10 protein-coding genes are annotated in these 12809 nt (G+C 69.6%); 8 read left to right on the plus strand and 2 right to left on the minus strand.

Features of this window, described 5'->3' with window-relative positions:
- Nucleotides 1–14 precede the first annotated feature (14 nt).
- Nucleotides 15–803, plus strand: a complete 789-nt coding sequence (locus C6N31_RS06510) for an LppU/SCO3897 family protein (RefSeq protein WP_187144947.1) — start codon at nt 15–17, stop codon at nt 801–803.
- Nucleotides 804–935: 132 nt separating this feature from the next.
- Here the strand turns inward: C6N31_RS06510 and C6N31_RS06515 are convergent, their stop codons facing one another.
- A complete protein-coding gene (locus C6N31_RS06515; RefSeq protein ID WP_138351161.1) occupies nt 936–2351 on the minus strand; it encodes a CCA tRNA nucleotidyltransferase in 1416 nt (471 codons plus the stop codon).
- 145 nt (nt 2352–2496) lie between these two features.
- On the opposite strand from C6N31_RS06515, the gene C6N31_RS06520 reads away from it, so the two are divergent.
- The 7 genes from C6N31_RS06520 to trxA all read left to right on the plus strand — a co-directional run bounded on the left by C6N31_RS06520 (nt 2497) and on the right by trxA (nt 11913).
- A complete protein-coding gene (locus tag C6N31_RS06520; RefSeq protein ID WP_138351162.1) occupies nt 2497–4896 on the plus strand; it encodes a DUF6049 family protein in 2400 nt (799 codons plus the stop codon).
- A gap of 43 nt (nt 4897–4939) precedes the next feature.
- Nucleotides 4940–7048, plus strand: coding sequence for a murein biosynthesis integral membrane protein MurJ (gene murJ, locus C6N31_RS06525; protein ID WP_138351163.1), 2109 nt, complete (start codon nt 4940–4942; stop codon nt 7046–7048).
- 124 nt (nt 7049–7172) lie between these two features.
- The gene (locus C6N31_RS06530; RefSeq protein WP_198357239.1) at nt 7173–8876 is read left to right on the plus strand and encodes a protein kinase family protein; all 1704 of its coding nucleotides are present in this window, start codon (nt 7173–7175) and stop codon (nt 8874–8876) included.
- Nucleotides 8877–8897: 21 nt separating this feature from the next.
- Nucleotides 8898–9575 carry an RNA polymerase sigma factor SigM gene (gene sigM / locus C6N31_RS06535; RefSeq protein ID WP_138351165.1) on the plus strand — a complete coding sequence of 226 codons (678 nt, stop codon included), beginning with the start codon at nt 8898–8900 and terminating at the stop codon, nt 9573–9575.
- Nucleotides 9572–10474 (plus strand): RsmA family anti-sigma factor, encoded by a 903-nt coding sequence (locus C6N31_RS06540; protein ID WP_244809287.1) that lies wholly within the window; start codon nt 9572–9574, stop codon nt 10472–10474. The genes sigM and C6N31_RS06540 overlap by 4 nt, the downstream gene beginning before the upstream one ends.
- A gap of 101 nt (nt 10475–10575) precedes the next feature.
- On the plus strand, nt 10576–11526 hold the full coding sequence (gene trxB, locus C6N31_RS06545) for a thioredoxin-disulfide reductase (protein WP_138351166.1): 951 nt from the start codon (nt 10576–10578) through the stop codon (nt 11524–11526).
- Nucleotides 11527–11574: 48 nt separating this feature from the next.
- Nucleotides 11575–11913 carry a thioredoxin gene (trxA, locus tag C6N31_RS06550; protein ID WP_138351167.1) on the plus strand — a complete coding sequence of 113 codons (339 nt, stop codon included), beginning with the start codon at nt 11575–11577 and terminating at the stop codon, nt 11911–11913.
- A 96-nt stretch (nt 11914–12009) separates the two neighbouring features.
- Here trxA and C6N31_RS06555 read toward each other — a convergent pair whose 3' ends face one another.
- A complete protein-coding gene (locus tag C6N31_RS06555) occupies nt 12010–12627 on the minus strand; it encodes a GNAT family N-acetyltransferase (protein ID WP_138351168.1) in 618 nt (205 codons plus the stop codon).
- Nucleotides 12628–12809: the final 182 nt, after the last annotated feature.

The raw sequence follows: 12809 nt of genomic DNA on the forward strand, positions 1-12809 counted from the left end.
TTCGGGGGACACCCATGACCACTTCACCGCCACCGCAGTACCAGCAGGGCGGCAACCCGTACGGGCAGCCGCAGCCGCCCCAGGGCGGGAACCCGTACGGCCAGCCGCAACCGCCGCAGGGCGGCAACCCGTTCGGGCAGCAGGGAACGCAGCCGTATCCCCAGCAGGGAGCCCAGCCCGGCGCGTGCACCTTCTGCGGTGGCTACCCCGCAGTCCACGCCACGGTCCGCGGTCACCAGGGCTTCCTGGTCATCATGCGATTCCTCAAGCTGAAGGCCAACTACTGCCGCTCCTGCGGCATAGCCACGCACCGCGACATGACCACCAAGACCCTGTGGCAGGGCTGGTGGGGCATCGCCTCGTTCGTCATCACGCCGGTCACCCTGCTCATCAACCTGGGCGCACGCGGCAAGTTCAACAAGCTCCCCGCGCCCACCGGTGGCTGGGGGCCGCCCCGCGAGCCCGGAAAGCCGATCTTCGGGCGGGTGGGTGCCTACGGCATCCTGGTCCCGCTCATCGTGATCGCCGCGATCATCGGGGTGAACGCGCTCGACAAGAGCGCCAGCACGGCCGCCGTCGGCGACTGCATGCACCGCGGTAGCACCAGCAACACCAACCCGGACCTGGAGGTCGTCTCCTGCACGGACGCCAAGGCGCAGTACAAGGTGCTGGCGGTGATTAGTGGCACGTACGGCAGCACCGAGGCCGGAGAGAAGTGCTCGGCGGCAGCACCGGACTTCCGCTACCAGTACACCGAGTCCGGTAGCGGCAGCGACTTCCTGCTCTGCCTGAAGGACAAGTAGTCCCACCTGGTCCCACCCGGTTCACGGACGCACGCAGGGGCGATGTTCCACGTGGAACATCGCCCCTCGCGCCGTCCGGGCCTGTCCGGGCCGTGCCATGTTCCACGTGGAACATCGCATCCGCCGGAGCGGTCAGCCCTGCGTCGCCCACCACTCCTTGAGTGCGGCGATCGCGTCCTCCTCGGCCATCGGGCCGTTCTCCAGCCGCAGCTCCAGCAGGAACTGGTAGGCCTTGCCGATCACCGGACCGGGCGGGACATCCAGGATCTGCATGATCTGGTTGCCGTCCAGGTCCGGGCGGATCGAATCGAGCTCCTCCCGCTCCTGGAGCTCGCCGATCCGCTCCTCCAGCCCGTCATAGGTACGGGAGAGCGCCGCCGCCTTGCGCTTGTTCCGTGTCGTGCAATCGGACCGGGTGAGCTTGTGCAGCCGGCCCAGCAGCGGGCCCGCGTCCCGCACGTAACGCCGGACGGCGGAGTCCGTCCACTCCCCGGTGCCGTACCCGTGGAACCGCAGATGCAGCTCGACGAGCCTCGCGACGTCCTTGATCATGTCGTTGGGGTACTTGAGCTTGGCCATCCTGGACTTGGTCATCTTCGCGCCCACCACCTCGTGGTGGTGGAAGGAGACCCGGCCGTCGGACTCGAAGCGCCGGGTCCGCGGCTTTCCGATGTCGTGCAGCAGCGCGGCCAGCCGCAGCACCAGGTCGGGGCCGTCCGTCTCCAGGTCGATGGCCTGCTCCAGGACGGTCAGCGAGTGCTCGTAGACGTCCTTGTGCCGGTGGTGCTCGTCACGCTCCAGGCGCAGCGCCGAGAGCTCCGGCAGTACCCGCTCCGCCAGCCCGGTGTCGACCAGCAGCCGCAGACCCTTGCGCGGGTTGTCCGAGAGGATGAGCTTGTTCAGTTCGTCCCGGACCCGCTCCGCCGAGACGATCTCGATACGGTCCGCCATCGCCGTCATCGCGGCGACGACCTCGGGAGCGACCTCGAAGTCCAGCTGGGCCGCGAAGCGCGCGGCGCGCATCATCCGCAGCGGGTCGTCGGAGAAGGAGTCCTCCGGCGTACCGGGAGTGCGCAGCAGCCGTCCGGCCAGGTCGTCGAGGCCGCCGTACGGGTCGACGAAGACGCTTCCCGGCAGCGCGACGGCCATCGCGTTGACCGTGAAATCGCGGCGGACCAGATCCTCCTCGATGGTGTCGCCGTAGGAGACCTCGGGCTTGCGGGAGGTCCGGTCGTAAGCCTCGGACCGGTAGGTGGTGACTTCGACCTGGAAGCCGTCCTTCATGCACCCGACGGTGCCGAAGGCGATACCGACCTCCCACACGGCCTCCGCCCAGGGCCGGATGATCTTCAGCACCTGTTCCGGGCGGGCGTCGGTCGTAAAGTCCAGGTCGTTGCCGAGCCTGCCGAGCAGGGTGTCACGGACCGAGCCGCCGACGAGGGCGAGCTTGAAGCCGGCTTCCTGGAAGCGGCGGCCGAGGTCTTCGGCGACCGGCGCGACCGTGTGAGGGGCCTGCTGGATCTGGGGGTCATTGTTGGCATTCGGCACAACGTAAAAGGGTACGTGGCCGCGAGCCTCCTGGCCTCCGCGTTATGTCCCCGGTCCACATGGAGCAGTCCGCAGCACTTTGCCTCTCGCCCGATCGTTAACATGCCAGGACGCACATCCGATTGACGACAGGACGGGCAAACGAGTGGGCGAGGCGGCACAGTCACCCGGTACACCCACGGCTCGTCCGCGGCGGCTACGCCGCGCGGCCGCGCTGATCGCCGGGGCGTCGCTCTTCGCGGGCCTGCTGCAGGTGCACGCCGCACCCGCCTCCTACGCCGCCTCGGCCGGTACCGGATCACGGACCGCCCAGGTGTCCCTGGAATCCGTGGACCCGGTCACCCCGGCCAAGGACGGCACGATCACCGTCGAGGGCACCGTCACCAACACCGGACGGGCCACGATCACCCATGCCGAGGCCGGACTGCGGGTCTCCTCCAGCAGCCCGCTGACCAGCCGCAGCGCGATCAGCTCCGCCGCCGCACGCACCGGGAGCACCGGAGACGACGGCAGCCTGATCACCGAGCACACGGCCAAGCTGGCGGACATCCCGTCCGGCGCGAGCAGCGCCTTCTCCCTGAAGGTGCCCGTGAGCGCCCTGGAGCTGGGTGCTGACGGCGTCTACCAGCTGGGAGTCACCCTCAACGGCCAGACCGCCGACGAGGCCTACAACCACGTCCTGGGGATCCAGCGGACGTTTCTCCCCTGGTATGCGAAGGGTGAGGCCAAGCCGACCCAGTTCACTTTCCTGTGGCCGCTGGCCGACCGGCCGCATCTGGCGGTGCGCAGCGACACCGACGACCAGCAGAGCCCGATCTTCCTGGACGACGACCTCGCGGCGGATCTCGCCCCCGGCGGCCGGCTGCAGGAGCTGGTGGAGCTGGGCAAGACCCTGCCGATCACCTGGGTCGTCGATCCGGACCTGCTCGCCACCGTCGACTTCATGACCCGCAGCTACCGGGTACTGGGTCCGGACGGGGACGTCGCGCACACCACGCCGGGTACGGGCACCGAGAACGCCAAGCAGTGGCTCAACGACCTGAAGTCCGCGACCGCCGGCCATGAGGTGGTGTCGCTGCCCTTCGGTGACACCGACATCGCCTCGATCGCCCATCACGGCAAGGACGTCCCCGCGACCCTCGGCCACCTCAAGACGGCCACGGATCTGGGGGTCAGGACCGTCGACACGATCCTCGGCCTGGAACCGACCTCCAATGTGGCCTGGCCGGCCGACGGCGCCGTCGATCCGTCGATCGTGGACATCGCCACCGCCGGCGGCGCCGACAAGCTGATCGCGCGCAGCGACAGCTTCGGAGAGACCGGCTCGCTCGCCTACACCCCGACGTCCGCCCGGCCGATCAGCGGCGGCACCACGGCGGTGGTCAGCGACGCCGTGCTCTCCAAGGCGTTCACGGGCGACATGACGAGCGCCTCGGCGTCGACCCTCGCGGTCCAGGAGTTCCTCTCCCAGACCCTGATGATCACCATGCAGGCGCCGACCAAGCAGCGCAGCATCGTCGTCGCGCCGCAGCGCATGCCCACCGCGTCCCAGGCCCAGGAGATGGCCCAGGGCATCGCCGCGGTCGGCCACAGCCCCTGGGCGCAGACCATCAGCTTCGACGCGGCCACCAAGGCGCCCGCGGACCCGGCCGCCAACCACAAGGTGCCCGGCACCTCCGCGTACCCCGACTACCTGCGCAAGCAGGAGATCAGCACCAGCGCGTTCCAGGACATCCAGCGGACGCAGGGCCAGCTCAACGGATTCACGGTGATCCTCAGCCGCAAGGACCGGGTCACCGTCCCCTTCACCGCGGCGGTCCTGCGCTCGATGTCCAACGCCTGGCGCGGCGACCCCATCGGCGCCTCGCTGTTCCGTAACTCCATCGGGTCCTACCTCACCGACCTCATGGGCTCGGTGCACATCCTGGACAAGACCAACCTGACGCTGTCCGGGCGCAGTGCCACGATCCCGGTCACCGTGAAGAACGAACTCGGGCAGGCCGTCACCGGTCTGGAACTGCGGCTCACCTCCAGCGCGCAGATCCGGCTGGACGTCGGCGACCCCCAGCCGGTCACCGTCGAGGGCGGCCACACCCGCTCGCTGAAGTTCCCCACCAAGGCGGGCGCGAACGGCCTGGCACAGGTGACCGCCCAGCTCTACACCAAGGACGGCGTCAAGTACGGCGATCCGATCTCGTTCAACGTCAAGGTCACCTCGATCACCGACACCGTGATGCTGGTGATCGCCGGCGGCCTGCTGCTCCTCGCGCTGGCCGGCGTGAAGATGTACAACCAGCGCAAGCGCAAGGCGGCCGCCGGAGCGGGTGGCACCGATGCCGACGGGGACGACGACGGCGACGCGGCCGGTGACGGCGACGACGGCACTGACGGTGCCGATGGTGCGGACGGTACGGGCGGTGCGGACGGCTTGGAAGAGAGCGACGGTGCGGTCGGCGCCGAAGCCGGGCAGCCGGGTGACCCGGCTCCGGACACCGCCCCGGAAAACACGGACCCGTCCCCGCCGGGTGAGAAGGTGGACCGATAGCCAGGCCGGGTCTCGACAGCGGACAATCAATAAGGTGGGGCAGATGAACGCGCCGTACGACGGTGACCGCGACCGGGAGACTCCGGCCGGAGATCCGCGCGCACAGGTACCGCCGCCACCCCCGGGCTCCCACCCGGTCCCGCCGGACCCCTATCTGCAGAACACCTACGCCCACGATCCGTACCAGCAGCAGGATCCGACCGCGCAGGACCCCGTCGGCGAGGCGCTCTACGACCGCGCCGCGCACCCTCCGCCGCCGCCCCCGCCCTACGGGCAGCCGTGGCCCCCGCAGCAACAGCAGTACCAGATGCCGTACGGCGACGACGCCACCACGCAGTACGTCGGGGTGGACGACCTGGTGACCCACGCGGCCGAGGAGCCGCCCCCCTACGACGCGTTCGCGCACCTGTACCGCGACCAGCAGCCCACCGCGGCGCCCGTCGGGCCGCCCGTGGAGCCTGTTGTGCCCGAGCCGGAGCAGCAGGCGGCCCCGGTCCCCGCGCCGCGCTCCGCCGGCCGTGGCGGCAGCATCCTGAAGTCCAGCGCCCTGATGGCGGCCGGCACCCTGGTCTCCCGCCTCACCGGCTTCGTCCGCACCCTGGTCATCGCCGCGGCGATCGGTGTCGCCACCCTCGGCGACTCCTACGCGGTCGCGATGGTCCTGCCCACGATGATCTACATCCTCACCGTCGGCGGCGGCCTCAACTCCGTCTTCGTCCCGCTGCTGGTCCGCGCGATGAAGGACGACGAGGACGGCGGCACCGCGTTCGCGAACCGGCTGCTGACCCTCGTCATGGTCATTCTCGGCGGCATCGTCACGCTCACCGTGATCGCGGCCCCGCTGCTGGTCCGCATGATGTCCACGAAGATCGCGGACAACCCGGCCACCTTCGACGTCGCGGTGACCTTCGCCCGCTACTGCCTGCCCACGATCTTCTTCATGGGTGTGCACGTCGTGATGGGGCAGATCCTCAACGCCCGAGGCAAGTTCGGCGCGATGATGTGGACCCCGGTCCTCAACAACATCGTCGTCATCTTCACCTTCGGCATGTTCATCTGGGTCTACGGCTCCTACGGCACGACCAAGATGGACGCCACCACGATCTCCCCCGAGGGCATCCAGCTGCTCGGCATCGGCACCCTGCTCGGCCTGGCCGTGCAGTCCATCGCGATGCTGCCCTATCTGCGCGAGGCGGGCTTCAAGTTCCGGCTGCGCTTCGACTGGCGCGGCCACGGACTCGGCCACGCCGCGAAGCTGGCCAAGTGGACGTTCTTCTTCGTCCTCGCCAACCAGGCCGGCCTCATCGTCGTCACCCAGCTCGCCACCTGGGCCGGGTCCGAGGCCGACAAGCTCGGTTTCCAGGGCACCGGCATCACCGCCTACAACAACGCACTGCTGATCTGGCAGATGCCGCAGGCGATCATCACGGTCTCCGTCATGGCCGCCGTGCTGCCCCGGATCTCCCGCGCCGCCCACGACGGGGACTCACCTGCGGTCCGCGACGACATCTCCTACGGCCTGCGCACCTCGGCCGTGGCCATCGTCCCGGCCGCCTTCGCCTTCCTCGCCCTCGGCGTCCCGATGTGCAGCCTGCTGTACGCCGGCACCGGAACGGACTCCGCGCGCAACATCGGATTCATCCTGATGGCCTTCGGGATCGGACTGATCCCGTTCTCCGTGCAGTACGTCGTGCTGCGCGGCTTCTACGCCTTCGAGGACACCCGCACCCCCTTCTACAACACGGTGATCGTCGCCGCGGTGAACGCCGTCGCGTCCGCGGTCTGCTTCGTCGTGCTCCCCTCCCGCTGGGCCGTGGTCGGTATGGCCTTCTCCTACGGGCTGGCCTACGCGGTCGGCGTCGGCGTCGCCGTCAGGCGGCTGCGCACCCGGCTGGGCGGCGACCTCGACGGCAAGCGCATCACCCGGACGTACGCACGCCTCACCGGCGCCTGCGTCCCCGCCGCCCTGGCCGCCGGGGTCGCGGTCTACGGCATCACCCGGACCCTGGGCAGCGGGGCTTCCGGCTCGCTGGTCTCCCTGATCGTCGGCGGCGCACTGCTGATCGGCGTCTTCTACATCGCCGCCAAGCGTATGAGGATCGAGGAAATGACCGCGATGGTCGGAATGGTGCGCGGCAGACTCGGCCGCTGATCGAAAGAACACGGCGGGCAACCATCGGCTCCCGCCGTGTGTCGTGCATAGAGCCGGACTGTGGGCACAATTGGCCTTGGCTCTGAAGTGGGATCGCGCAACGGATGGGGAGGCAGGAACGACGGTGGCGGATCGGAGTACGGCTGCCGTCGGAGTGGCCAACGAGAGCGGCGAACCGCCGCCCACCGTCCAGCAGGACGGGGCCACACCCGACGAGACGATGGATCAGGACAACCCCCAGGACGCGCGGGACGAACCGCAGGACGAGGCAGCGGAGCAGCACAAGGGCAAGAGCAAGCCGCCGGAACTCCACAGCGGCCACAAGCTGGCCCGCCGCTACCAGTTGGAGGAGTGCGTCACCCGCCTCGACGGCTTCAGCAGCTGGCGGGCGGTCGACGAGAAGCTACGGCGTGCCGTGGGCATCCATCTCCTGCCCGCCGACCACTCCAGGGCCCGTCAGGTGCTCGCGGCCGCCCGTTCGGCCGCACTCCTGGGTGATCCCCGTTTCGTCCAGGTCCTCGACGCGGTCGAGGAGAACGACCTCGTCTACGTCATCCACGAATGGCTCCCCGACGCCGCCGCGCTCAGTGACAGCCTGGCCGCCGGACCGCTGGAGCCGCACGACGCCTACCAGATGGTCAGCCAGGTCTCCCAGGCCATGGCCGCCGCCCACCGCGAGGGACTGGCGCATCTGCGGCTCAGCCCGGGCTCCGTACTGCGCACCGGTTCCGGGCAGTACCGCATCCGCGGCCTCGCCGTCACCGCCGCGCTGCGCGGCCTGAAGTCCGAGCGCCCGCAGCGCGAGGACACCGAGGCGATCGGCGCGCTGCTCTACGCCTCGCTCACCCGGCGCTGGCCCTACGAGGAGGACGCGTACGGCCTCACCGGCCTGCCCAAGGCCGTCGGGCTCGTCGCCCCCGACCAGGTGCGCGCGGGGGTCCACCGCGGGCTGTCCGAGATCGCTATGCGCGCGCTCGTCAACGAGGGCGCCACCGCCTCCCGCGAGGAATCGCCGTGCACCACTCCGGAGGAGCTGGCTCGAGCGGTCGCCGGCCTGCCCCGGATCAAGCCCCCTGAGCCGGACATCTCGCCGTACCAGCGCACCACGTACCAGCAGGGCCCCTACCGCCAGACGCCCGCCACGCCCCGGCCGGCACCGGCGTCCCCCGCTCCGCCGCCGGCCCTTCCCGGCCGCACCGGCAAGGTACTCAAGTGGGCCGTTTCCGCGCTGCTGATCGCCGCGCTGGGATTGGGCAGCTGGCAGCTCGCGGACACCCTCATGGGCCGCGAGGAACAGAGCAAGGAAGACACCGGCAACTCCCAGCGGGCCGGCCAGGACCCCAGCAGCGCCGCTCCCGGCACACCGCTGGCCATCTCCTCGGCCAGTGAGTTCTCGCCGCTGGCCGCCCCGATAGCGCCCGACAAGGTCGCGTTCACCGTCGACGGCAAGGCCGACACCTCCTGGATCACCAGCAACTACAAGGGCCAGTCGAACTTCGGCAACCTGCCCAACCGCATCCAGGGCAGTGGCATCATCGTCGACCTGGGCAGCCGGCGTAAGGTCACCGGCATCGACCTCACGATGTGGGTACCCGGCCAGACCGTGGAGGTTCTGGCCGCGGCACCGGACGCTTCCCAGCCCACCACCCTGGCGGCCTTCCCGCAGCGGCTCGCCCCGGCGGCCAAGGCCGGGAGCACCGTTCAGGTGACCGCCGGCCAGCAGGTGGAAACGCGCTACATCCTGATCCACATCACCGACCTGCCGCCCGAGTCCGGTGGTGGCTTCCGTGGCGGCATCACGGAAATAAAGGTCCTCGGCAACAGCTGAGCAGCGGACGGGGAGGCGCTTGTGGACGACGGCAGCAAGCCGGGGGAGGAGGCCAGCGACGCTGATCTCCTCGCCCGGCACGTCGCGGGAGACCCCGACGCCTTCGGGGAGATCGTCCGGCGCCACCGCGACCGCCTCTGGGCGGTCGCTCTGCGCACTCTGGGGGACCGCGAGGAAGCCGCCGACGCCGTCCAGGACGCTCTGGTGTCCGCCTTCCGTGCCGCCCACACCTTCCGGGGCCAGTCCGCGGTGACCACCTGGCTGCACCGGATAACCGTGAACGCGTGCCTGGACCGGGCGCGCAAAACCGTCTCCCGGCGCACTTCCCCCGTCGTCGACGAGGACCGCTTCGAGACGCTCCTCGAACCGCATGAATCCGCCGCCGCCCCCGCCGAGCGCGGCGAGCTCCACCGCGAACTGATCACCGCCCTGGCCACCCTGCCTCCCGATCAGCGCGCCGCCCTTGTCCTGGTGGACATGCAGGGCTACCCCGTCGCCGAGGCCGCCGCCGTACTCGATGTGCCGACCGGCACCGTGAAGAGCAGATGCGCGCGCGGCCGGGCACGGCTCCTTCCACTCCTCACTCATCTGCGCGCCGACCAGGGGAGTAACGCGGACCCAGGCCGGGGAAGGAACCGGACGGAGGGGACATCCGTCCCAGAGACGGCAACGGAAAAGGGCGGAGGTGGCCACCAGTGACTTCGACGACGGGGATGGACGCACACCCCGAGGTCTCGGAGATCTCGGACCTGGCCGAAGGCCTCCTTCCGCCGGGCCGCTCCGCGGACGTACGCGGCCATCTCGACGGCTGCGCGCTCTGCTCCGACGTGCGCACCTCGCTGGACGAGATCCGCAACCTGCTGGGCACACTCCCCGGCCCCCCGCGCATGCCCGCCGACATCGCCGGCCGCATCGATGCCGCACTCGCCGCCGAAGCACTGCTCGACTCGACGGCGCCCCCGGCTGTTCCACGTGAAACAGCCGACGCATCGGTTCCACGTGGAACAGCGGCGGCGGCCGATCGGCCCACCGGCCACTCTCCGGCCTCCACGGGACCCGGACGCGGCCACGCCCGCCCCCGGCGCCGCTGGGCCAGGACACTGCTCGTCACGGCCTCCACGGTCGCGGTCCTGGGTCTCGGCGGCGTCCTGCTGCACTCCGTCGACCTGACGTCGAACAAGACCAACGATTCGGCCAGAAAGGACGCGGGCGTTCACGCCACCGCGCGGCAGCCCGGCGAATCGCCGAATGTCGCCGAGGCCGGCAGCGCCCTGAAAGCGCGCGTCCATGAGCTCCTGGGTCTCCCGGCGCACGTCGTCAGCGGCAAGGATCCGCAGTCCCCGGCGCTCGGCTCCGACACCCCCGCCACCACGCCGCTGCGCACCCAGTCCGTCCCCCTGCCGCCGTGTGTGCAGAACGGCATCCACCGCTCCGAGCAGCCGCTCGCCTCCGCACACGAACCGTACGAGGGCACCGACGCGTATCTGGTGGTCCTTCCGCATCCCGGCGACCCGGCCCATGTCGATCTGTATGTCGTGGACGCCGGCTGCTCCACCAAGCCGGGCCGGGTACTTCGCCAGGACACGTACGCGCGCTGACGGCGTACCACTGCGGGAATGCTGGACCCTTAGGATCCGTTAGGCAGGACGAGAGTCCCGCCAGGGCCCCGCAGTAGTCGGTAGAGACGAGGAAGACACCCGTGAGCGACGTCCGTAACGTGATCATCATCGGATCCGGGCCTGCGGGCTACACCGCCGCGCTGTACACAGCGCGCGCCGCCCTGAAGCCGCTGGTCTTCGAGGGATCGGTCACCGCAGGCGGTGCGCTGATGAACACCACCGAGGTGGAGAACTTCCCCGGCTTCCGCGAGGGCATCCTCGGCCCGGACCTCATGGACAACATGCGCGCCCAGGCCGAGCGCTTCGGCGCCGAGCTCATCCCCGACGACGTGGTCGCGGTGGACCTCAGCGGTGACATCAAGACCGTCACCGACACCGAGGGCACCGTCCACCGGGCGAAGGCCGTCATCGTCACCACCGGCTCCCAGCACCGCAAGCTGAACCTCCCCAACGAGGACCAGCTCTCCGGCCGCGGGGTCTCCTGGTGTGCCACCTGTGACGGCTTCTTCTTCAAGGACCAGGACATCGCCGTCATCGGCGGCGGCGACACGGCGATCGAGGAAGCGACGTTCCTCTCCCGCTTCGCCAAGTCCGTGACGATCGTCCACCGCCGCGACAGCCTGCGTGCCTCGAAGGCCATGCAGGAGCGCGCCTTCGCCGACCCGAAGATCTCGTTCGTGTGGGACAGCGAAGTCGCTGAGATCCACGGCGAGAACAAGCTGTCCGGCCTCACGCTGCGCAGCACCAAGAACGGTGAGAGCTCGGAGCTGCCCGTCACCGGGCTGTTCATCGCCATCGGCCACGACCCGCGCACCGAGCTGTTCAAGGGTGTGCTGGAACTGGACGGCGAGGGATACCTCACGGTCGACGCGCCCAGCACCCGTACCAACATCTCCGGTGTCTTCGCCGCCGGTGACGTCGTGGACCACACCTACCGTCAGGCGATCACGGCGGCCGGCACCGGCTGCTCGGCCGCGCTGGACGCCGAACGCTTCCTCGCCGCCCTCGCGGACGCCGAGAAGACCGCCTGACCCTCACCAACCCTCTCCCCCACACGTATCAAGCCTGAGGAGACTGCCGTGGCCGGCAAGACCAAGATTGTGACCGACGCGACCTTCGCCGAGGAGGTCCTCGCCAGCGACAAGCCCGTGCTGGTCGACTTCTGGGCCGAGTGGTGCGGCCCGTGCCGGCAGATCGCCCCCTCCCTGGAGGCGATCGCCGAGGAGCACGCCGAGGACATCACCATCGTCAAGCTCAACATCGACGAGAACCCGGTCACCGCTGCCAAGTACGGCGTGATGTCGATCCCGACGCTCAACGTCTACAAGGGCGGCGAGGTCGTGAAGACCATCGTCGGCGCCAAGCCGAAGGCCGCCATCAAGCGCGATCTGGCGGACTTCATCGGCGACGCCGTCTGAGACGACGTCGTCCGGTTCCACCGTTCGACCGTTCCACGTGAAACAGGCCCGCTCCTCGAAGGAGCGGGCCTGTTCGCGTTCCGGGGTGTCCACACCTCACAGTGGCCTGAGGACCGGCTCCTTCTGGACGGCTCCCAGCAGCCGGTCGATCGCCATCTCGACGTCTTCCTTCCAGGAGATCGTCGATCGCAGCTCCAGCCGCAGCCGGGGATAACGCGGATGGGCGCGTACCGTCTTGAAGCCCACCGCGAGTAGGTGGTCGGCCGGCAGGACACAGCCCGGCTCGGCCCACTTGGCGTCGCCGAACGCCTCGACCGCTTTGACTCCACGGCGTACCAGGTCCTTGGCGACCGTCTGCACCAATACCCGCCCGATGCCCTGCCCCTGGTACCCGGGCATGATCCTGGCGGTCATCAGCTGCACGGCGTCCGGTGACACCGGACTGGTGGGAAAGGCCATGGAGCGCGGGACATACGCCGGCGGCGCGTAGAGGACGAAGCCGGCCGGGACGTCGTCGACGTACACCACCCGGCCGCACGAGCCCCACTCCAGCAGGACCGCGGAGATCCAGGCCTCCTTCTCCAGCTCCGGCTTGCCCGCCTGCACGGCGGCCTCACCGCTTACCGGATCGAGTTCCCAGAAGACGCACGATCTGCAGCGCTTGGGGAGATCCGAGAGGTTGTCCAACGTGAGCGGAACGAGCCGACGCCCCATACGGCCAGGCCCTCATTTCTGTCGCGAACCAAACTGCCCACGAATCCCCCCACCGCCCCCAAGCCCAGTCCCGCTGCTACGAGAGCGGCCATGTGCCGCTCGTGCTCCAGTCCGACCTTCGACGCACGCATGGGCTTCCCTCCCCAGAGAGGCTCCCTACCCCTACGCATCGTAGTCTCGCC

The organism is Streptomyces fildesensis (genome assembly GCF_016107395.1).
GTDB lineage: Bacteria > Actinomycetota > Actinomycetes > Streptomycetales > Streptomycetaceae > Actinacidiphila > Actinacidiphila fildesensis.

Excerpts from the sequence above, each read along its gene's own strand:
- C6N31_RS06555 (WP_138351168.1), bottom strand. The coding sequence starts at position 12,627 with ATGGGGCGTCGGCTCGTTCCGCTCACGTTGGACAACCTCTCGGATCTC.
- C6N31_RS06510 (WP_187144947.1), top strand. The coding sequence starts at position 15 with ATGACCACTTCACCGCCACCGCAGTACCAGCAGGGCGGCAACCCGTAC.
- murJ (WP_138351163.1), top strand. The coding sequence starts at position 4,940 with ATGAACGCGCCGTACGACGGTGACCGCGACCGGGAGACTCCGGCCGGA.